Genomic DNA, 19,812 nt, shown 5'->3' on the forward strand with positions numbered 1-19,812 from the left:
CGGGTGGGATCAGTGGCAGCTCAGGCGAGCCTCACCCCAGTCCGCGTGGTCGTTGCCGTTGCCGTCGCCGCCGTCGCCGACCACCAGCTCGACGTGGCGGGCGCCGGTCAGGTCGGCCTTCAGCTCGTGAGCGGCGTCGGCGGCCCTGAGCACCGGGCTCTGCGCGACGGTCCTGCCGTCGGCCTTGACCGTGAACTGCACCGAGCCGCGCGAGGTCTGCACGTCGTCGACGCCGACCCAGGCCGACAGGGCGGTGCACCTGCCGCCGAGGAAGTAGCGGACCGTGGCCGGGGCGTGCGTGCCCAGGCCCTTGGCGAAGGACCTGCCGCCGATGGTGATCGGCCTGCCGTCGCCCTGGCCCTGCTCGCCGTTGGACTGGTCGCGCTCGACGGGGCCCCAGCCGTTGCTCGCGAAGATCCAGTCGATGTCGCCGGCGTGGACGTCAGTGGAGGGCGGCGGCGGCATCGTCCGCACCGACGCGCTGCCCTCCAGGGTCTTGGCGACCCCGCCGGCGGTGTAGGTCAGCTTCGCCGCGATCGGATACGACCGGTAGGCCGCGTCGATCGGAGGCGTCACCTTCCAGGTGGTGGCCAGCCGCTGGCCCGGCGCCACCGACGGCGAGACGCTCTCGCCCTCGAGCTTCCAGCCCTGCGGGACGGTCACCGCGACCCTGACGTCCGTGGCCGCCACGTCCTCCAGGTTGGTGAAGGTCGTGGTCAGGTCGTTGGCGATGCCCGGCTCGAAGACCTCGGCGGAGGGCTGGACGGTCAGTGACGCGCAGGCCGGCTGGCCGGCCGAGGCGCCCAGGTCCTTGACGGAGAAGTTGTCCAGGATGAGGTCGGCGCCGTCGCGCTCGGGCTGCAGCGAGCGCAGTCCGACCCACATGTCGCCGCAGCCGGCCACCAGGCGCTCGGTGAAACGGGTCGTGGTGGTCTTCTGCTCGAGCGGGCTCTGCCTGATCTCGACCGACTGCCCGTTCTTGTCGTAGCCGCTGACCCAGGCGTAGGTGCCCGGCAGCGCGGCCTGGTAGTCGAAGGAGACCTCGTAGGCGTGGCCGGGCTCGAAGCGCTGGGTGAACGGGGCGGTCCTGTAGACCAGTCCCCTGCGCTCCTCGTGCGCCTTCAGCGACCATTCGCCGTCGAGCACGTCGTCGACGGCCTTGCCGTTCCAGCCCTTCTGCGTGTAGGGCGCGTGCTTGTTGATCAGGTGGGTGCGGGGGTCGGTGCTGCCTCCCGCGTCGCCCTTGATGAACGGCCCCCAGCCCTGGTCGACGCGTTCGAAGCCCTCGACGGCGCCGGTGGGCTCGATCTCGACCAGCCTGAAGTCGTCGGCCCGCACCGCGCCGTCGCCCTCACCGGCGCGCAGGCGGATCGTGGCATGGCTCTTGGTGGCGGTGAAGGAGAGCTTGACGCGCTGGAAGTAGGTGCCGTGCTTCTCGTCGGCGGCGACGAGGTTCATGGCCGTCGAGCGGTCGAAGGCCACCTGCTCGCGCAGCCCCTTCGGCCCGTCGATCTCCAGCACCGTCCTGCGCGACCTGCCGGGCTCGACCTCGATCCAGGCGGAGGCCGTGTAGGACCTGCCGGGCACGAGCTCCTTGAGGTTCTGCTCGATCGAGGCAGGGCTGCCCGCCGCCAGCAGCGCCACCCGCTGGCCCGTGGCGCTCCTGTCGACGGAGACCTGCCCCGTGCTCTCCCACTTGCGCAGGTCGTCGGCGTTGAAGCCGGGATCGACGATGCCGGAGCCCTCGCCCCACTGCGGCTGGTCCCGCTTGGCGGGCTCGCCGGGGAAGAGCACGTACGGCACGCCCGCCTCGGCGTTCAGCGTGACCTTGCCGTTGACGGCCGTGACCTCGCCGGCCTCGACGCGGCCCTGGTCGGTCAGCTTGTGGACGCGCAGCCGGCTCTCGGCCACGTCCCAGGTGGTGGCGCCGCCCGCGGGGTTGTAGTGGTAGTACCTGCCCTGCCACGGCAGCAGGTAGGTGGCGCCGTCCAGCACCTTGCGCCCGCCCACGAACAGCTCGCGCCTGCCGCCTGTGGTCGTGCCGCGCACGCCGCCCGCCAGCCTGATCTCGCCGGGCGCCCACTTCATGATCGGCTGCTGCTGCATGAACTTGGCGGGGAGGTTGTGCTCCCAGATGTTGCGGTAGAAGGCGTGCCAGTCGTTCTCCCCTGTCCAGCCCTCGAACTCCTCGATGCGGGCGTTGCCGAGGATCGGGTCGGGGTTCCAGACGTCCTTCTCCTGGTTGCGGATGAAGCGGATGATCTGGGAGTTGAGCCCCTTGTCGGTGACGCCGCCGTAGCTCTCGTCGGTGGCCCAGTGCGACCACAGGGACGAGCGCTCCAGCTTGGTGGCCCACTCGCTGCTCACCTGCCAGCCCTGCTCGCGCAGCTCCGCGAGCGTCTGGTCGGCGATCCAGCCGTGGGTGTAGTAGACGTCGAGGTAGAGCATGGCGAGGTTGCGGTCGGTCTCCTCGCGCAGCAGCGCGAACCTCTTGGCCAGGTTGCCGCTGGCGAGGTCGTGGCGCTGGTCGATGTAGTACGACTGGTTGAGCCAGTCCCAGCCGCGCGCGTTCTTGTCGACCAGCTTCTCGTCGAAGGTCTTGGCCTCGCCGTACGCCTCGGTGGCGTTGACGTGCACTCCGAAGGTGGCGCCCCAGTCCTTGCCCGCGCGCAGCAGCCTGTTGAGGTCCTTCAGCCCGCCCGCGCGCGTGTTGTAGTTGCCGCCGTAGTCGGGGTGGGCCGAGTCGTGGCCCTCCGACTGGTAGCCCTTGAGCAGCACGAACTGGCCGAGCCCGTCGGTGGCCAGCGAGATGCGCTTGACGTCGTCGAGCGTGCGCAGGAACGGGTGGGTGGCCTGGCTGGCGAAGTTGAAGGGGATGTGGGTGACCACACGGTCCTTGGTCTGGTCGGCGCCGAGGGCCTTGACCCCGATGCCGCGGAAGGCGATCGCGCCGTCCTGCCAGTCCACGAGGCCGTCGCCGTTGGCGTCGGGGGTGAGGACGACCTTGGCCCACGGCAGCTCGCTGGTGAACGGCGCGCCCTCGCCCCTGTAGGTCCACTGGCCGCTCCACACCCCGACCCTGGTGGTGCCGTCGGGCAGCTTGCGCGCCTGGTGCCAGAAGCGGGCGCCGTCCGCGCCGCTCTGGCCCGACGGCTTGTCGTAGGTGGAGTTCGACTCGATCGAGGCGGCGAGGGCGCCGGTGTTGAGGATCGCGTAGGTGGCGCCCACCGGCGCCTGCTCCGCGGGGGTGGCGGAGGTGACCTGCGCGAACCTGTCGGCGGTGCGGGTGCGGCTGCTGTCGAGCTTGGTGAAGGCCGTGGCGGCGCCCTGTTGGTCGCTGCCCACCGAGACCAGGTCATGGCCGGGGATGTCGATGGTGGCGACCCTGAAGGCCTCGTTGTCGCGGACGGCGTCGATCCTGAACGTGGTGACGAGGTCCTCCACGCCGATCGAGGCGTCCAGCTCCACGCCGGGCAGGTCGGCGAAGGTCAGGGTGTAGCGGGCGGTGCGGCCGTCGTTGCCGCCCAGCGCGCTGGTGACGACGTACGGCCTGCCGTTCAGCGCCACCTGGGTGACGGGGGCCACGCTGCCGCCCATGACCGCCCCGCCTGCGACGTAGCGCAGCACCCTGGGGAAGGCGGGGTCGAGCTCCACCGTGAGCGAGGAGGACGAGACGCTGATCGCGCCGGTGACGGCAGGGGGAGCAGGGGGGTCGGCCAGTGCCGGGCCCGCCGCCGCGAGGGCGGCTAACGCCAGGACGGCGGACAGAGCCAGCGAACGTTTGGGCACGCGGTCCTCCATGGGGGGTGGGTGTCACGAAGGGGCGGGCGCGCGTCAGACCTTGACGCTGCCCGCGGCGAGGTCGGCCTTCCAGAAGCGCTGGAGGCCGATGAAGGCGAGGATGACCGGGATGACGGAGACGAACGCGCCGGTGATGACCATGTCGCGGTAGAAGCCGGTGCGCAGGCTGTTCCACTTGACCAGGCCAAGGGTGACGGGCCAGAGCTTCTCGTCGTTCAGCACGATCATCGGCAGGAAGAAGTTGTTCCAGATGGCCACGAACTGGAACAGGAAGAGCGTGACCAGCGCGGGGGCCATCAGACGCACCGCGACGGTGAAGAAGATGCGCAGCTCGCCCGCGCCGTCGAGCCTGCCCGCCTCCAGCAGGTCGGTGGGAACGGCGGCGTCGGCGTACACCCTGGCCAGGTAGACGCCGAAGGGGCTGACCATGCTGGGCAGCAGCACGCCCCACATGGTGTTGAGCAGGCCGAGCTGGGTGAGCAGCAGGTAGAGCGGCAGGCCGAGCAGCGGGACGGGGATGAGCACCGCGAACATGATGACCGCGAACACCGCTCCCCTGCCCCTGAAGGGGTACTTCGACAGGGCGTAGCCGGCCATCGCCGACACCACCGTCGCGCCCACCGCGCCGCCGACGGAGTAGATGACGGTGTTCATCAGCCAGCGCGGGTAGACCCCGCCGTCCTGCTCCATCAGGCGGCCGACGTTGGTGGCGAGGTTGATCTCCCCGAACCACAGTACGGGGGTGTCGAACAGGTCGCCGCCCGACTTGGTGGCCGAGACCAGCAGCCACCACACGGGAAGCAGGACGTACACCGCGACCACGAACATGAACGCGGTGGTCAGCGTGCGGGAGCGCAGGGTGGGCTTCATCGGTTCACTCCCCGGGCGGTCAGCCAGGCCGACAGGCGGATGAAGAGGTAGGACAGCCCCGCCGCGAACACCGCCAGCATGAGCGCGATCGCCGTGCCCTGGCCGTAGTCGTTGTTGTCGAGCGCCACCTGCAGCGAGCGCATCAGCGGGGTGTAGTCCTTGCCGACGGCGGGGGTGATCCTGCTCAGCACCATCGGCTCGTTGAACAGCTGCAGGGTGCCGATGATGGAGAAGACGCCGGTCAGCACGAGGGAGGGCCGCACCAGCGGCACCTTGACGTACCAGGCGGTCTTCCAGCCGCCCGCGCCGTCGAGCTCGGCGGCCTCGTACAGCGAGGTCGGGATCGACTGCAGGGCCGCGTAGATGACCAGCATGTTGAAGCCGACCCAGGTCCAGGTGACGATGTTGGCCATCGACCACAGCACGACGCTGTCGGACAGGAAGTCGAAGGGCACCAGGTCGGCCAGCGGGGAGATCCGCGGGGTGTAGAGAAAGGACCACACGATCGCCGCGATCACGCCGGGCACCGCGTAGGGCAGGAAGTAGGTCAGCCTGAACAGGCGCTTGAACCTGGCCGAGGCGCTGTCGAGCAGCAGGGCGAGCACCAGCGCGAGGCCCAGCATGATCGGCACCTGGACGAGCCCGAACAGCAGCAGCCTGCCGATGCCGTTCATGAAGGAGCCGTCGGCGAAGACCGCGGCGAAGTTGTCCAGCCCGGCGAAGACCCTCTCCGGCGTGCCGAAGCCGAGCCCCGAGCGCTTGACCTGGTAGAAGCTCTCGTTCACCGCGTAGGCGATCGGCACCAGGAAGAACACGACGAACAGCACGGCGAACGGCGCGAGGAAGATCCCCGCCGCCCTGTTGCTGGTCGGCCTGCGCCGTCGTGGTGGCGGCGCGGTACGCCGCTGTTCGGCTTCGAGCTGGATTGTTGCCATCGGTCTGAAACCCTCCACATCGCCGCCCGCTGGAGGGCCGCGACGGTCACGCGTTCGGAGATCGGGATCGCCTGTGCAAGAGGGCTCCCTGCGCCCGTGGACGCCGGAGCCCCTCCCGGCAGGCGTCAGGGGGCGACGGTGAGGCCCTTGTCCTTCAGCGAGGCCACGGCCTTCTCCTGGATGGTCGCCATCGCCTCGGCCAGCGTGCCGCCCTTGCCGTTGGCCGCCTTGCCGAAGGCCTCACCGAAGACGGAGTTGACCGCGGGCATCGTCGGGCCCCAGCTGAAGTCGGGGCTGACGTTCTTGCTCGCCTCCGCGAAGACCTGGAAGACCTTCTGGTCACCGTAGAAGGGACGCGCGCCGCTCATGTTGGGCAGCGAACCGCCGTCGACCGTGACGGGGAACAGCCCGCCCTTGTCGATCAGGTCGTTGAAGGCGGTGGCGTCGGTGGACAGCCAGGCGGCGAAGTCGACCGCCTCCTTGGGGTTCGCGCAGCCCTTGAGCACGGCGTTGGGCGAGCCGCCCACGTTGCCGGCGGAGGGGCTGGCGACGTCCCACACCGGCATCGGGGCCACGGCCCACTTGCCGCTGGTCTTGGAGATGGAGTCCTCCAGGACCTTGGTCATCCAGACCGCGCCGACGAACGTGGCGCTCTTCCCGTCGGTGTAGTTCTTCCACAGCCCGTCGGACCAGCCCGGCATGACGTCGACGAGCTTCTTGTCGATCAGGCCCTGCCAGTAGTTCGCGACCTTGACCGTGGCCTCGTCGTTCATCCTGACCTGCCAGGCGTCGCCGCTGATGCCGAACCACCTGGCCCCCGCCTGCTGGGCGAAGCCCGCGAAGCCGTACATGTCGTCGGGGGTGAACGTGGTGATGGAGACCTCGGGGTCGGCCTTGCGCAGCTTCTCGGCCGCGGCGGCGTACTCGTCCCAGGTCTTGGGCACCTCGATGCCGTGCTTGTCGAAGATGTCCTTGCGGTAGAACATGCCCATGGGTCCCGAGTCGACGGGGATGCCGAACTGCTTGCCGCCGAAGGTGACCGTGTTCAGCGTCCACGGCTGGAACCTGGCGTTGTACGGCTGCGCGTGCGCGGTGATGTCCTCCAGCGCCCCCTCTACCAGGAAGCTGGGCAGCGTCTCGGCGCCCACCTGGGCCAGGCACGGCGCGTTGCCCGCCTTGACCGCGGCCAGCATGCGCTGGTAACCGCCCTGCGAGCCTGGCTGCGTCTGGGTGAACTTCACCTGCACGCCGGGGTGGGAGGCGTTCCACGCCTTGGCGGCGTCCTCGTAGCCGGGCGCCCAGCCCCACCACTCGATCGTGACGGGTCCACCCGCGGCCGCGCTCGAGGCGGCGGAGGGCGCCGCCGAGCTCTGGGAGCCGGGCTGGCCGCCGCACGCGGCCACCAGCGACACACAGACCATCGCCCCTGTGGCGCCGAGGATCGTCCTTGACTTACCCATCGTCTTTCCCTCCAGGCCACGCGGGCGCACAGCCCGCGTCCAATGCCCGTTACCTTGGCCCCCGCGCCTGGGCGGGAGCCATGGACAAACGATGGGCAGCCCTTGCACTTACGTGCTCACATGGGCCAGAAAGCGCACAGAAACAGAAATGCGGCTGTCTTGTTATGACAGCCGCATTCCGGACGTGATGTGCGTGGCGCGAAAGGCGCGGGGTCTACCTGGAGGCGACGCCCGCCCTCAGCTCGGCGGCCAGCTCGCGGACCGCTGACAGGCCGCCGGCGGAGTCGGGCGCGTCGAGCAGGCGGCGGATGAACGCCGAGCCCACGATGACGCCGTCGGCGTAGCCTGCGACCTCGGCCGCCTGCTTGCCGGTGCCGACGCCGAGCCCCACGCAGACGGGCAGCGAGGTGTGCGCCTTGGTGCGGGCCACGAGATCCTCCGCCGCCACGTTCACGCTCTCCCTGGCGCCTGTGACGCCCATCAGGGAGGCCGCGTAGACGAAGCCCGTGCAGCACTCGACCACGGCCTTGATGCGCTCCTCGGTGGAGCTGGGCGCCACCAGGAAGACCGTGTCGATGCCGGCGGAGGCGGAGGCCTCACGCCACTGCCCGGCCTCCTCGGGCGTCAGGTCGGGCGTGATGGTGCCCACGCCGCCCGCGTTGGCCAGGTCACGGGCGAACCGCTCGACGCCGTAGCGGTCGATCGGGTTCCAGTACGTCATGACCAGCGTCGCGGCGCCGGTCTTGGCCACGCCCTCGACGGTGCGCATCACGTCGGCGATGCGGGTGCCGTTCAGCAGCGACCTGTGCACCGCGTCCTGGATGGTCGGGCCGTCCATGAGCGGGTCGGAGTACGGCAGGCCGATCTCGATGACGTCGCAGCCCGCCTCCACCATGGCGGCGGCGGCCTCGACCGCGCCCTGCTTGGTGGGGAAGCCGGCGGGCAGGTAGCCCACGAGCGCGGCCCTGTTGTCGGCCTTGGCCTTGGCGAACACCGTCTGAAGAGTCGTCATCTCACAGCCCAAAGTAGGTCATGGCGGTGCCCATGTCCTTGTCACCGCGGCCGGACAGGTTGACCAGGATCGTGGCGTCGGAGCCGAGCTCCTGACCCAGCTTGATCGCGCCGGCCAGCGCGTGCGAGGACTCGATCGCGGGGATGATGCCCTCGCTCCTGGCCAGCAGGGCGAAGGCGTCCATGGCCTCGGCGTCGGTGATGCCGTGGTAGACCGCTCGGCCGGTGTCCTTGAGCCAGGCGTGCTCGGGGCCGACGCCCGGGTAGTCGAGACCCGCCGAGATCGAGTGCGACTCGATGGTCTGACCCTCGTCGTCCTGCAGCACGTAGGTGCGCGAGCCGTGCAGCACGCCGACGGAGCCCGCGGTGAGCGTCAGGGCGTGCTCGCCGGTCTCCAGGCCCCTGCCCGCGGCCTCGTAGCCGTGCAGGACCACGTCGTGGTCGTCGAGGAAGGCGTGGAAGATGCCGATCGCGTTGCTGCCGCCGCCGACCGCCGCGCAGATGGCGTCGGGCAGCTTGCCGGTCAGCTCCAGCATCTGGCGGCGGGCCTCGACGCCGATGATGCGGGCGAAGTCGCGGACGATCTCAGGGAACGGGTGCGGTCCCGCGATCGTGCCGAACAGGTAGTGCGTGGTGTCGACGTTGGTCACCCAGTCGCGGAAGGCCTCGTTGATGGCGTCCTTGAGCGTCTGGCTGCCGTTGGTGACGGGCACGACCGTGGCGCCGAGCAGCTTCATCCGCGCGACGTTGAGCGCCTGGCGCTCGCAGTCGACGGCGCCCATGTAGATGACGCACTCGAGACCCATGAGGGCGGCGGCGGTGGCCGTGGCCACGCCGTGCTGGCCCGCGCCGGTCTCGGCGATGACCCTGCTCTTGCCGAGGCGCTTGGTGAGCAGCGCCTGGCCGAGCACATTGTTGATCTTGTGTGCGCCCGTGTGGGTGAGGTCCTCGCGCTTGAGGATGATCCTGGCCCCGCCCGCGTGCTCGGCGAAGCGCGGCACCTCGGTCAGCGTGGTGGGCCTGCCCGCGTAGGTGCGCAGCAGGTGGTCGAGCTCGGCGACGAAGGCGGGGTCGGTCTTGGCCTCGTTGTAGACGGAGGACACCTCGTCGAGGGCGGGAATCAGCGCCTCGGGGACGAACCTGCCGCCGAAGATGCCGAACTTGCCGCCACTGTCGGGGTCGTCGCCGCGGGCTCCGTTGCCAGCCAGGTCGGCGGCGGTGAGGACAGTCATCTCATCCCTCAGATCCATGGTCGGGTCGAGTGGCGGGGTGAGCGCCCGCGGTCACGAGGGCCTCCACCGCCTTGCGCGGGTCCTTGCCTGTCACCAGGCTCTCACCGACCAGGACGGCGTCGGCCCCGGCCCGGGCGTACGCTAGCAGGTCGTGCGGGCCTCTCACCCCGGATTCGGCGATCTTGATGATGCCATCGGGGATCTTGGGCGCGAGCTTTGCGAAGACGTCGCGGTCCACCTCGAGCGTCTTGAGGTTGCGCGCGTTGATGCCGATGATGCGGGCGCCCGCGGCGACGGCGCGCTCGAGCTCCTCCTCGGTGTGGATCTCGACCAGCGGGGTCAGCCCGATCGACTCGGCCCGCTCGATGAGCGAGACCAGTGCGGGCTGCTCCAGCGAGACCACCATCAGCAGGGCCAGGTCGGCGCCGTGCGCCCGCGCCTCCCACAGCTGGTAGGAGGTGACGATGAAGTCCTTGCGCAGGATCGGGATGTCGACCCTGGCGCGAACCGCGGCGAGGTCGTCGAGGCTGCCGCCGAAGCGGCGTCGCTCGGTCAGCACGCTGATGACGTGCGCGCCGCCCTCCTCGTAGTCGGCGGCCAGGGCCGCGGGGTCGGCGATGGCGGCCAGCGCGCCCTTGGACGGGCTCGACCGCTTGACCTCGGCGATCACCGAGACCTTGTCGCCGCCCAGCGCCGCGTAGGCGTCTCTGGGCGCGGGGGCGCGCCCCGCTCGCTCCTTCAGGTCCTCGAGCGACACGGCCGCCTGCCGAGCGGCAAGGTCTTCTCGCACTCCGGCAAGGATGTCGTCGAGAACGGTTCCGCTCAGGCTCCGCTCGTTCACGCGATCAAGGTCCCTCCGGTCGACAGTGCTGGGGGCGACAGGGAGTTCGCGTCGGCGTTCGCTCACCCGTCTTGTCTTGCGATGGTATCGGCCGCTCCGAGGTCGCCTAGCCACAGCCCCCCTGCTACGGAGCCAGGAAGGCCCCTGCGGGAAGGTTGCGCACGACCCAGAACAGCAGCACGAGCGCCATGAGCGCCCACAGGTGAAGCGGTTTCGGCGGGCTCGGCCGCCAGGCCCGCCCGCTCCACGCCGCGGCCAGCCACCTGGCCCACACGTACGCCACGACGGGCGCCACGAGCACCAGCAGCGCGTTGAGCCCGAACGCGGCGGCCGGGTCGAGATGGGCCAGGGCGTGCGTGGCCCTCAGCGCCCCGCAGCCGGGGCAGAGCAGACCGGTCAGGGCGTAGAAGGGGCAGGTCGGGTAGTGCCCTGGCTCGTTCGGGTCGACCACGCCCACATACGCGACAGCCGCCCCCGCCGCCAGGGCGACGCCCAGCGGTGCGAGGACGGCTCTCAGACGGCTCGACTGCTGCGTGACCACCTGATCCACGATACGCGCCTAGTAGGAACTGCTCACGCTCGCCGCCCAGCCGAACAGGCCGATCCAGAGGATCAGGAAGAGCACCCAGCCGGCGAGGCCGACGTAGGACAGGATGAGCCCGGCCAGCGCCATGCCCTTGCCCTCCTCGCCGGTCCGCTTGATCTGGCCCAGCGAGATGTGACCGAGGATGGCGCCCGCGATCGAGGCCACACCGCAGGTGATCAGGCCGACGAGACCGCAGATGAGCGCGGCGATCGCCATGCCGTTGGTCTTGCTGGGAGGAGGGCCGCCGTAGCCGCCGCCGTAAGGGTCGTAACCGCCACCGGGCGGCGGGTAGCCGCCTCCCGGTGGCTGGGCGCCGTACCCGCCCGAGCCGTAACCACCCGCGCCGTAGCCACCCGAGCCCTGACCGGGCGGAGGGCCGTAGCCACCGGAGCCCTGACCACCCGAGGGAGGGCCGTAACCGCCTGAACCCTGACCGCCGGCCGGAGGGCCGTAACCACCCCCGGGCGGCTGTTCGCCGTAGCCCCCGCTACCGCCCTGGTTCCCGTAGCTCATACCGACGACTCCTCGTTCATAGCGAATTGCCCGCCGCAGCTTAGCGACTACCCGTCTGCCACGTGGAGAAGCGCCCGTTTTGTGGGCCATTTGTAACCGTGCGATCAGGCTCTCTGCCTGCCGAGTCCCATCATCTGCATGAGCTTGCCGATCACCGCGCCCATGGCCATCACCGCCAGCCCCGCGCCGAAGCCCACAGGTGAGTCCTGCACGAGCCCCACACCTCCCACCACCGAGCCGATGAAGACGATCGTCACCGCGGTCCACGCGGCAGGGGTGTTGCCGTGGTCGTGCCTGGCTGTCATCAGCGCTCCTCCGTCGGGTCGTCTCCCCTGTCGATCGCCTCCCACAGCGACTTGTCGTCGCGCTGTTCGGCGGCCGATCCTGGGCGATCGTAGCGGCCCGACATGCCCGCCCACCCGGTGGCGCGCGCAACGGCCAGCACTCCGCTGGCGATGAGCAGCGCCCCTCCCGCCGCCGCCAGGTACGGCCACGCGGTGTGCGCGACCGCCGCCATGTCGCCGGTGGCAGCGGCCAGCGGCCGTCGCGCCGCGGCCAGTTCCTCGGCCGCCCCTGCCGACAGGCCCCGCCACGACAGCAGCGCGATCCCCACGCCGCACAGGGCGAGCACCGCGCCGATGACGCGCCGCCAGAGGCCCTTGGTGGCGAAGAGCGCGACCGTCGCCGCCAGCCCGGCCAGCGCCAGCGGCTGCACGGCGGGGGCGAGGTCGCCGCCGGTCAGCTCGACGGGGGCGGCCGCGCCGTACCGTGCCGAGGCCCAGACCCTGCCCGTGGCCAGCAGCGTGAGGCCGGCGCCCGCCGCGCACAGCAGGAGCCAGGCGCCGAGCTCGCGCTTCACGACGGCAGGCTCGCGACGGTCAGCTGGTCGGCGTCGAAGCAGGTGCGGTCGCCCGTGTGGCAGGCCGCGCCGACCTGGTCGACCTTCAGCAGGATGGTGTCGCCGTCGCAGTCGAGCGCCACCGACTTCACGTGCTGCACGTGGCCTGAGGTGTCGCCCTTCACCCAGTAGGAGGAGCGGCTGCGCGACCAGTAGGTGGCCCTGCCCGTGGTCAGCGTGCGATGCAGCGCCTCGTCGTCCATCCAGGCGAGCATGAGCACCTCGCCGGTGTCGTACTGCTGGACGACGGCGGGCACCAGCCCGTCGGAAGTGCGCTTGAGCCGCGAGGCGACCTTCGGGTCGAGGGACATGCGGCCATTCAACCAGCTCTGGGGGTCGCCGCCGCTGCCGGGACCGAGTCGGCGCACCCTGGCCCTCCCTCCGCTGGAAGGCCGGGGTCGCCGGGGTCAGGAGTGCGCGGAGGAGATCCAGGAGGCGTGCAGGTCGGCGTAGACGCCGGGCTCGGCGACCAGGCTCGCGTGCGGGCCGCGCTGGACCAGGCGTCCGGCGTCGAAGACGAACACCTCGTCGGCGTTCTCGGCCGTCGAGAGCCGGTGCGCGATCGAGATCGCCGTCCTTCCCCTGGTGACGCCCTCGAGCGCCCTGGCCAGCCGTACCTCCGTGGCGGGGTCCACCGCCGACGTCGCCTCGTCGAGCAGCAGCAGGTCGGGGTCGGCCAGGTAGGCCCTGGCCAGGGCGACGAGCTGCCGCTCCCCCGCCGACAGCGACTCGCCGCGCTGCCCGACGGGCGTGGCCAGGCCGTACGGCAGGCCCTCCAGCCAGTCCGCGAGCCCCAGCTCGGTGAGCGCGGTCGTGATCTCCTCGTCGGTGGCCGAGGGCCTGCCGAAGCGGATGTTGTCGGCCAGCGCGCCGTCGAACAGGAACCCGTCCTGCGGCACCATGACGATGCGCTCGCGCAGCGAGGAGAAGCGCACGTCGCGCAGGTCGTGCCCGTCGACGGTGACGCGCCCCTCGACGGGGTCCATCAGCCGGGTGAGCAGCTTGGCGAAGGTGGTCTTGCCCGAGCCGGTCTCGCCGACGACCGCGATGCGGGTGCGCGGAGGGATGGCCACCGACAGCTCGTGCAGCACGGGAGCGCCCTCGGGGTAGGCGAAGTGGACGTCCTCGAAGGCGACGGAGATGGGCCCCCTGGGCAGCTCGACGCCCTCGTCGCCGGGGTCGGCGACGTCGGGCGGGGTGTCGAGCACACCGAGGACGCGCCGCCAGCCCGCGACCGCGTTCTGCGCCTCGTTCAGCACCTCGGTGGCGATCTGCAGCGGGGAGACGAACAGCGTGACCAGGAAGAGGAAGGCCACCAGCCTGCCCGCGCTGATGTCACCCGAGACGCCCAGCCTGACTCCCAGCAGCACGATCCCCGCGATGGCGACCGCCGCCACGATCTCGGTCAGCGGGAAGACCATGCCCACGATCTTCTGGGCGCGGATCTGCGCGCTCCTGTTGGCGTTGATCGCGGTGTCGATGCGCTCGGCGGTGCGGCGCTCGGAGCCGTAGGCGCGGATGACGGCCGCGCCGACGACCGACTCGCTGACGGCGGCGAGCATGTCGCCCGTGCGCTCGCGGACGGTGGTGTAGGCCGACGACAGCCAGCGCTGGAAGCGCGGCAGGGCGACCAGGAGCGGGATGAAGCAGATCCACACCAGCAGCGTGAGCTGCCAGGAGTAGACGAACATCAGCCCCGTGGCGACGAGCACCTGCCCGCACGCCACGATGATCATCAACCCGCCCCACTGCATGAAGTTGCTGATCTGGTCGATGTCGTTGGTGACACGGGAGACCAGCGCGCCGCGGCGTTCGGAGTTCTGGGTGAGCACGGACAGGTCGTGGACGTGGCGGAAGCCCCGCACCCTGAGCGTGGCCAGCGACGACTCGGTGGCCTTGTACAGGCGCACGTTCATCACGTAGCCGCACAGCGCGGTGATCACGACCGCCGCCGCGCACAGCACGAGCGCCCTCGTGATGTACGGCAGGTCGGGCGTGCCCGACTTCAGCCCCGTGTCGATCGTCTGCTGGACGGCGATGGGGACGATGATCTTGCCGATGGTGGCGACGATCGCCAGCACGAGCGTGCCCACCAGCCCCTTGCGGAACTCGGGCGTGAACGACAGGCCCCTGCGTACGGTGGCCAGCGCCGACCTCTCGGCGCCCTGGAACACCACGCTCATGCCACGACCTCTTCCTCTTCCGCCGCGATCGCGGCCCTCTCGGCCTCTTCGCGCTCGTAGGCGGTGACCAGGTTGCGGTAGCCGGGGCAGCGCTCCAGCAGTTCCTCGTGGGTGCCACGGTCGACGACGCTGCCCCTGTCGAGGTAGACGACCTCGTCGGCCAGCGAGATGGTGGCCAGCCTGTAGGCGACGACCACGACCGTCGAGCCCTCCTCCCCCGGCCTCGACTCGGCCTCGCTCACGTTCAGCGCGTCGCGCAGGCCGTGCAGGATCCTCGCCTCGACCTGCGGGTCCACGCTGGAGGTCGCGTCGTCGAGGATGAGCAGGCGCGGACGGCGGACGAGCGCGCGCGCCAGGGCGACGCGCTGGCGCTGGCCGCCCGACAGCGTGGTGCCGCGCTCGCCCACCCTGGTGTCGAGGCCGGAGGGCAGTTTCGCGACGAAGCCGTCGGCCTGCGCCAGGCGCAGCGCGGCCCAGACCTCCTCGTCGGAGACCTCCAGACCGAGCGTGATGTTGCCGCGCACCGTGTCGTCGAACAGGAACGTCTGCTGGGGCACCAGCGCGACCATGTCGGGGATGCCGCCGTAGGCGATCTCCCTCAGGTCGACGCCGTCGAGGAGCACCTCGCCCTTGTCCGGGTCCACCAGGCGCACCAGCGTCTGGACGAGCGTGGACTTGCCCGATCCTGTGGGCCCGACCAGCGCGACGGTACGGCCCGCGGGAACCTCGAAGCTGATGTCGTGCAGCACCTCGGCCGCTCCGTAGGCGTACGACAGGCCGGAGACCTGCAGCCCTGCGGGCGCGCCGCCGCGCAGGCCCGCCTCGCCGTACTCCATGGAGCCCTTCGCCTCCAGCACCGCCTGCACGCGCTGCCAGCCGACGACGCTGCGGGGCAGCTCGGCCAGCACCCAGCCCAGCGCGCGGATCGGGAAGGACAGCAGCGTGAACAGGTAGGCGACCTGGACCAGCTCGCCGGAGTTGATGGAGCCGCCCGACAGCCGCATGGCCCCGACCATCAGCACGATCAGCACGCCCAGCGTGGGCAGCGCCTCCAGCATCGGGTCGAACAGGCCACGCACCCTGCCGACGGCGATGTTGGCGTCGCGCAGCTCGTGCGCGCGCCGCCGGAAGCGGTCGGTCTCCAGGTCCTCACGGCCGAGGGTCTTGACGACGAGCGCGCCGTCGAAGCTCTCGTGCGCGATCTCGCTGACCTCGGCGCGCAGTTGCTGCGCGTGGGTGGCGAGCGGGCTGAGTTTGCGCTGGTAGACCAGGTTCAGCACGGCGATGGCAGGGAAGATCAGGAAACCGACGAGCGCGAGGACGGGGTCGGTGATCAGCATCGCGACCGCCGCGGTGAAGAGCATCACGACCACGCCCACCGCCATCGGCAGCGGCGCGAGCGGCGCCCATGCCGCCTCGGCGTCGGCGCTGGCGTTGGACAGCAGCTGGCCCGTGGGGTGCTGGTGGTGCCAGGCCAGCGGCAGCCGCAGGTACTGCTTGGTGACGTCACGACGCGACCTGGCCTGCATGCGGTACTGCAGGACGCCCGCCAGGATGCGCCTGCCCGCCACGCCGACCGCCTTGAGCAGGGCGGTGCCCACGATGAGCAGGACCCCCGTCCACAGCGCGGCGGCGGTGATGTCGCCCTGGCCGAAGGCCGGCAGCACGACGTTCTCCGTGGCCCAGCCGAGCGCCCACGCCGAGGCGACCGTCATCCCCCCGTAGAGGCTGCTGCTCAGGACGGCGGCCGAGAAGACGGCCTTCTCCGTGCGGATGGCCACCCCAAGGACACGGAGCCCTTGACGCATGACGGCTGAGGTGACCTTGGTCGCCACTCTGAAGGAGTCCTTCCAACGGGGAAATTTCTACTTAAGTCCCTATCATGGTCGATCATCTAGATATTCCCTGCCCCAGTAGAATCGTCTGGTGACTCACGCCCGCAGCGAACGCACCGCTCTGTGCGACCTGTTCGACAGGCTCGGCCCCGACGCTCCCACGCTGTGCACGGGCTGGAGCACCTACGACCTGGCCGCCCACCTCGTGCTGCGCGAGCGCAGGCTCGACGCGGGCCCGGGCATCGCCCTGCGTCCGCTGGCCGGCTACACCGCCTCGGTCCAGCGTGGGCTGAAGGCCAAGCACCCCTTCCCTGAGCTGGTCGGCCTCGTCCGCACGCCCGGCGGTCTCTACGGCCTGCTGCCGCCCCTCGACGAGGCGGTCAACACGCTGGAGTACTTCGTCCACCACGAGGACGTGCGCCGCGCCCAGCCGTCATGGGAGCCGCGCGAGCTGCCCGACGACCTCGAACGGCTGCTGTGGAAGCGTCTGGACATGGCCGCCAAGCTGATGTTGCGCAAGTCGCCCGTCGGCGTGGTGCTCCACCGCCTGGGCGGCGGGGTGGCCATCGGCGGCGCCAAGGACGGCCCCAAGGTGGAGGTCACGGGCAAGGCGAGCGAGCTGCTGCTGTTCTGCTTCGGACGGCAGGAGCACGCCAGGGTCGACCTCACGGGCGACCCCGGCGCCGTCGCCCGCGTCACCCACGCCCCGCTCGGCATCTGAACCCTCACCCTGGAGGAGCCCGCCGTCCCGTCATCGAGGAGGACGGGTTCGCTCTCGTGCGGTCACGGCGATCAACGCGCCGGCGACCGTCAGCTCCAGCAGGTAGACCTTGCCCATTCCGGCCAGCCAGGTCGCCGCGCCGTTCCATGGCCCGGCTCCGGCCTGGACGACGGGCGCGCCGTCGATCGTGTGGTTCCAGAGGAAGTGCAGGAGGGTGGCGCCCGCGTAGCCCAGCGCGATGGCAGGGCGCCTCGCCCTGCCGCGCGCGACGAGGGCGTAGCCGACGCCCAGCCCGATCAGCGAGGTCCAGAGGGGATGCGCCGGTCCAGGCGCCACGGCTCGACAACTCGAAGGACGGTGCGGTGACCACGGCCTCTCCATCAGCGCGGTGAACGTTCGGACGACGTCCGTCGCCTGCCGGCGCGAACGGCCGGCGCCAGGCTGACCGCTACGACGTGAGAACGCCGGCCGGATCGCGTCGGAGACGGCACCGGCGCAGGTCCACCCCGGTGAGTGCCATCTCTTCCTCCTTGATCACCAGACGTCGGCGAGGCTATCGACGCGGCCCCCTGCTTCGCCAACGGTTTTCGAGGGGCACGCCGGCCGGCTCGTCACAGCGCTCGCTCCAGCGCGTGACGCATCGAAACGAAGCCCGCAGCCTCGTAGAAGGCCGCGGCCTCGTGGTTGAACTCCCACACTTCGGTGAGCAGGCGCGAGCATCCCGCCGCCCTGCCCGCCGCGCTGACCGCGTCGAGCAGCGCGGTGCCGACGCCCGTCCTGATCGCGTTGGGCGCCACGGCCAGATGCTCCAGGACGGCGAAGCGCCGGGGACGCAGGAGGGCGTCGCCCTGGCGATCGACGATGATCGCCAGGGCGTATCCGACCGGCCGCCCTGCCGCCCAGGCGAGGAAGGCGCGGATGTCGTCACGGGCCAGGTGGGCCTCGAAGATCGGAACCAGGTCGTCCCTGGACGGCTCGGAGCGGAAGACGTCCGGCCGGTTCAGGGCGTGGACGGCGTGCACGAAGTCGTTGAGCTCGGCCAGGAGGGGGGCGTCAGTGACCGAGGCCGGGCGGATCTCGATGGAGGCCGGGGCTGAAGAGGAGGTCATGGGTGGGGATGGTGGCCGATGCGCCGTCTGCGGCGCCAACGCTTTTCGACCGGCCGGCCGGACCCTTTGGTTTCTCGTGCGCGCGTCTCCCGCGCCAACTCATGCCAATGGCCGTACGATGGCCAGGTAAAGACGCCCCCCGGTTATGATCAAGAACATCTTCATAGAAGATGCCAGTGATCGCCCAGATCCGGGTATATACGGCTGGGAATGGACTGCAGGAGGCCCCCCATGCAGGTCAAGAAGGTCGTCACGTATATCGCCGTGGCCTTCGTCGTCTTCTACCTGTTCACCCAGCCGCAGAACGCGGCGGCGGCGGTCAGGGGTGTTTTCGACGGCATCGTCAACGGAGCCAATCAGTTGGCTGTCTTCTTCACCAACGTCGTGACCTGACAGAGCCAACGGTCCGCCCTGGTCGCGGGTCGTGCGAGTTGACCGCCCACCTGAGATCGAAGCGCGTAGAGTCGATCGGGTGGGGTGCCTATGAGAGACCGCCAGAGCGTCATCGAACGGGCTGAGATCGAGGGCGTCGAGCTCGTCCGGTTTCTCTACGCCGACCACGGCGGGGTGATCCGCGGCAAGGCGGCCTCCCGCACGCGCCTGGCCGAGCGCCTCAGCTCGGGCATCGGGCACACCGTGGCGATGATGGCGATGAACATGCTCGACCAGTTGCAGGAGGTCGAGCACTTCGGACCCGTCGGCGAGGTCCGGATCATGCCGGACCCGTCGACATTCGTGCTTCTCCCCTACTCTCCCGGCGCCGCGGCCATGGTCTCCGACCTGGTCCAGCTCGACGGGTCGGCGTGGGACGCGTGCCCGCGCACCTTCCTCAAGGAGGCGGTCGCCGCGCTGGAGGCCGAGGGCTACGCCCTGGAGGCGGCCTTCGAGCCGGAGTTCACGCTCGGCCACCGCGTCGCCGGCCCCGAAGGCGGCCTCGACACGCTCGTGCCGCTCGACGACAGCCTCTGCTACTCCACCATCGGCTTCGACCTCGCCCACGACTACGCGATCAAGCTGGTGCGCACGCTCGAGGCCCAGGGGCTGCGGGTCGAGCACTACCACCCCGAGCTGGGCCACGGGCAGCAGGAGCTGTCGATCAGGCACGCCCCCGCCCTGCGCGCCGCCGACAACCAGATCCTCTACCGCGAGACGGTCCGCGGGGTGGCGCTGCGGATGTCCATGTGGGCCTCGCTGGCCCCCAAGCCCATCGCCGACCAGGCGGGCAACGGCGCCCACCTGCACCTGTCGCTGTGGGACCGCGAGCGTCACGCCAACCTCTTCGACGGCGACCCCGGCCTGATGAACGCCTTCGTGGGCGGCCTGCTGGCCCACCTGCCCGCCCTGACGGCGCTGACCTGCGGCACCGTCAACAGCTTCAGGCGGCTGGCGCCCCGCATGTGGGCCAGTGCCTACGCGGTCCACGGGCCGGACAACAGGGAGGCGGCCGTCAGGGTCTGCTCGCCCCTGGGCCAGACCGGGTCGGTCAACCTGGAGCTCAAGCCCTCCGACTCCTCGGCCAACCCCTACCTGTCGCTCGGCGCGGTCATCCACGCGGGCCTCGACGGCATCCGCCGCGGGCTCGACCCCGGCGAGCCCGTGCTCATCGACCCCGACACCAGGCCGGGCGCCTACCCCAGGCTGCCGTCGTCCCTCGACGAGGCGCTCGACGCGCTGGAGGCCGACTCACTGCTGATGACGGCGCTCGGCCCGCTGCGCAGTGGCGCCTACCTGGCGGTGAAGCGCTCGGAGGCGGCCGCCTTCAAGGAGCGCGACGCCGCCTTCGAGCTCTTCCACCACCTGCGCGTCTTCTGACGGGG

The 19,812-nt window shown here is 70.6% G+C and carries 19 protein-coding genes; 3 read left to right on the top strand and 16 right to left on the bottom strand.

What is annotated here, in order from left to right; all coding sequences use genetic code 11:
* Positions 1 to 9: 9 nt before the first annotated feature.
* From ABFX50_RS15110 to ABFX50_RS15175, 14 genes are all read right to left on the bottom strand, one after another.
* Positions 10 to 3,789: an endo-alpha-N-acetylgalactosaminidase family protein gene (locus ABFX50_RS15110; protein WP_346146855.1), complete on the bottom strand. Its 3,780-nt coding sequence runs from the start codon at positions 3,787 to 3,789 to the stop codon at positions 10 to 12.
* Between the two features lie 45 nt (positions 3,790 to 3,834).
* On the bottom strand, positions 3,835 to 4,671 hold the full coding sequence (locus tag ABFX50_RS15115) for a carbohydrate ABC transporter permease (RefSeq protein ID WP_346146857.1): 837 nt from the start codon (positions 4,669 to 4,671) through the stop codon (positions 3,835 to 3,837).
* Entirely contained in the window at positions 4,668 to 5,606 is a 939-nt protein-coding gene (locus ABFX50_RS15120; RefSeq protein WP_346146858.1) for a carbohydrate ABC transporter permease, read from the bottom strand. The genes ABFX50_RS15115 and ABFX50_RS15120 overlap by 4 nt, the downstream gene beginning before the upstream one ends.
* 125 nt (positions 5,607 to 5,731) lie before the next feature.
* Entirely contained in the window at positions 5,732 to 7,066 is a 1,335-nt protein-coding gene (locus tag ABFX50_RS15125) for an ABC transporter substrate-binding protein (RefSeq protein ID WP_346146859.1), read from the bottom strand.
* A 214-nt stretch (positions 7,067 to 7,280) separates the two neighbouring features.
* Positions 7,281 to 8,078 (bottom strand): tryptophan synthase subunit alpha, encoded by a 798-nt coding sequence (gene trpA, locus ABFX50_RS15130; protein ID WP_346146861.1) that lies wholly within the window; start codon positions 8,076 to 8,078, stop codon positions 7,281 to 7,283.
* A gap of 1 nt (position 8,079) precedes the next feature.
* The gene (gene trpB / locus ABFX50_RS15135; RefSeq protein ID WP_346146863.1) at positions 8,080 to 9,309 is read right to left on the bottom strand and encodes a tryptophan synthase subunit beta; all 1,230 of its coding nucleotides are present in this window, start codon (positions 9,307 to 9,309) and stop codon (positions 8,080 to 8,082) included.
* A 1-nt stretch (position 9,310) separates the two neighbouring features.
* Entirely contained in the window at positions 9,311 to 10,150 is an 840-nt protein-coding gene (trpC, locus tag ABFX50_RS15140) for an indole-3-glycerol phosphate synthase TrpC (RefSeq protein ID WP_312895945.1), read from the bottom strand.
* A 124-nt stretch (positions 10,151 to 10,274) separates the two neighbouring features.
* Positions 10,275 to 10,700: a DUF2752 domain-containing protein gene (locus tag ABFX50_RS15145; RefSeq protein ID WP_312895944.1), complete on the bottom strand. Its 426-nt coding sequence runs from the start codon at positions 10,698 to 10,700 to the stop codon at positions 10,275 to 10,277.
* Positions 10,701 to 10,709: 9 nt separating this feature from the next.
* Positions 10,710 to 11,249, bottom strand: a complete 540-nt coding sequence (locus ABFX50_RS15150; protein ID WP_183659143.1) for a DUF4190 domain-containing protein — start codon at positions 11,247 to 11,249, stop codon at positions 10,710 to 10,712.
* A gap of 104 nt (positions 11,250 to 11,353) precedes the next feature.
* Positions 11,354 to 11,554: an HGxxPAAW family protein gene (locus tag ABFX50_RS15155; protein WP_183659141.1), complete on the bottom strand. Its 201-nt coding sequence runs from the start codon at positions 11,552 to 11,554 to the stop codon at positions 11,354 to 11,356.
* Positions 11,554 to 12,108: a Trp biosynthesis-associated membrane protein gene (locus tag ABFX50_RS15160; protein ID WP_346146866.1), complete on the bottom strand. Its 555-nt coding sequence runs from the start codon at positions 12,106 to 12,108 to the stop codon at positions 11,554 to 11,556. The genes ABFX50_RS15155 and ABFX50_RS15160 overlap by 1 nt, the downstream gene beginning before the upstream one ends.
* Positions 12,105 to 12,458 carry a phosphoribosyl-AMP cyclohydrolase gene (gene hisI / locus ABFX50_RS15165; protein ID WP_183659137.1) on the bottom strand — a complete coding sequence of 118 codons (354 nt, stop codon included), beginning with the start codon at positions 12,456 to 12,458 and terminating at the stop codon, positions 12,105 to 12,107. Before hisI ends, ABFX50_RS15160 begins: the two co-directional genes overlap by 4 nt.
* A gap of 96 nt (positions 12,459 to 12,554) precedes the next feature.
* Positions 12,555 to 14,330, bottom strand: coding sequence for an ABC transporter ATP-binding protein (locus tag ABFX50_RS15170; RefSeq protein WP_346146868.1), 1,776 nt, complete (start codon positions 14,328 to 14,330; stop codon positions 12,555 to 12,557).
* Positions 14,327 to 16,138, bottom strand: coding sequence for an ABC transporter ATP-binding protein (locus tag ABFX50_RS15175; protein ID WP_346147077.1), 1,812 nt, complete (start codon positions 16,136 to 16,138; stop codon positions 14,327 to 14,329). Before ABFX50_RS15175 ends, ABFX50_RS15170 begins: the two co-directional genes overlap by 4 nt.
* A 118-nt stretch (positions 16,139 to 16,256) precedes the next feature.
* Between ABFX50_RS15175 and ABFX50_RS15180 the strand changes: the two genes are divergently transcribed.
* Positions 16,257 to 16,886 carry a TIGR03085 family metal-binding protein gene (locus tag ABFX50_RS15180; RefSeq protein ID WP_346146869.1) on the top strand — a complete coding sequence of 210 codons (630 nt, stop codon included), beginning with the start codon at positions 16,257 to 16,259 and terminating at the stop codon, positions 16,884 to 16,886.
* 30 nt (positions 16,887 to 16,916) lie between these two features.
* Here ABFX50_RS15180 and ABFX50_RS15185 read toward each other — a convergent pair whose 3' ends face one another.
* Positions 16,917 to 17,222, bottom strand: a complete 306-nt coding sequence (locus tag ABFX50_RS15185; protein WP_346146871.1) for a PrsW family glutamic-type intramembrane protease — start codon at positions 17,220 to 17,222, stop codon at positions 16,917 to 16,919.
* A gap of 275 nt (positions 17,223 to 17,497) precedes the next feature.
* A complete protein-coding gene (locus ABFX50_RS15190; RefSeq protein ID WP_346146873.1) occupies positions 17,498 to 17,995 on the bottom strand; it encodes a GNAT family N-acetyltransferase in 498 nt (165 codons plus the stop codon).
* A gap of 231 nt (positions 17,996 to 18,226) precedes the next feature.
* Here ABFX50_RS15190 and ABFX50_RS15195 point away from each other — a divergent pair, with 231 nt between their 5' ends.
* Both ABFX50_RS15195 and ABFX50_RS15200 read left to right on the top strand, forming a co-directional pair.
* On the top strand, positions 18,227 to 18,388 hold the full coding sequence (locus tag ABFX50_RS15195) for a hypothetical protein (RefSeq protein WP_183659132.1): 162 nt from the start codon (positions 18,227 to 18,229) through the stop codon (positions 18,386 to 18,388).
* Positions 18,389 to 18,478: 90 nt separating this feature from the next.
* Positions 18,479 to 19,807, top strand: coding sequence for a glutamine synthetase family protein (locus ABFX50_RS15200; RefSeq protein ID WP_346146875.1), 1,329 nt, complete (start codon positions 18,479 to 18,481; stop codon positions 19,805 to 19,807).
* The last annotated feature ends 5 nt before the right edge of the window (positions 19,808 to 19,812 follow it).

Origin of the sequence: Nonomuraea recticatena (genome assembly GCF_039533245.1) — a bacterium.
GTDB lineage: Bacteria > Actinomycetota > Actinomycetes > Streptosporangiales > Streptosporangiaceae > Nonomuraea > Nonomuraea roseola.

Excerpts from the sequence above, each read along its gene's own strand:
- ABFX50_RS15115 (WP_346146857.1), bottom strand. The coding sequence starts at position 4,671 with ATGAAGCCCACCCTGCGCTCCCGCACGCTGACCACCGCGTTCATGTTC.
- ABFX50_RS15120 (WP_346146858.1), bottom strand. The coding sequence starts at position 5,606 with ATGGCAACAATCCAGCTCGAAGCCGAACAGCGGCGTACCGCGCCGCCA.
- ABFX50_RS15125 (WP_346146859.1), bottom strand. The coding sequence starts at position 7,066 with ATGGGTAAGTCAAGGACGATCCTCGGCGCCACAGGGGCGATGGTCTGT.
- trpA (WP_346146861.1), bottom strand. The coding sequence starts at position 8,078 with ATGACGACTCTTCAGACGGTGTTCGCCAAGGCCAAGGCCGACAACAGG.
- trpB (WP_346146863.1), bottom strand. The coding sequence starts at position 9,309 with ATGACTGTCCTCACCGCCGCCGACCTGGCTGGCAACGGAGCCCGCGGC.
- ABFX50_RS15150 (WP_183659143.1), bottom strand. The coding sequence starts at position 11,249 with ATGAGCTACGGGAACCAGGGCGGTAGCGGGGGCTACGGCGAACAGCCG.
- ABFX50_RS15155 (WP_183659141.1), bottom strand. The coding sequence starts at position 11,554 with ATGACAGCCAGGCACGACCACGGCAACACCCCTGCCGCGTGGACCGCG.
- hisI (WP_183659137.1), bottom strand. The coding sequence starts at position 12,458 with ATGTCCCTCGACCCGAAGGTCGCCTCGCGGCTCAAGCGCACTTCCGAC.
- ABFX50_RS15170 (WP_346146868.1), bottom strand. The coding sequence starts at position 14,330 with ATGAGCGTGGTGTTCCAGGGCGCCGAGAGGTCGGCGCTGGCCACCGTA.
- ABFX50_RS15175 (WP_346147077.1), bottom strand. The coding sequence starts at position 16,138 with ATGCGTCAAGGGCTCCGTGTCCTTGGGGTGGCCATCCGCACGGAGAAG.
- ABFX50_RS15190 (WP_346146873.1), bottom strand. The coding sequence starts at position 17,995 with ATGACCTCCTCTTCAGCCCCGGCCTCCATCGAGATCCGCCCGGCCTCG.
- ABFX50_RS15195 (WP_183659132.1), top strand. The coding sequence starts at position 18,227 with ATGCAGGTCAAGAAGGTCGTCACGTATATCGCCGTGGCCTTCGTCGTC.
- ABFX50_RS15200 (WP_346146875.1), top strand. The coding sequence starts at position 18,479 with ATGAGAGACCGCCAGAGCGTCATCGAACGGGCTGAGATCGAGGGCGTC.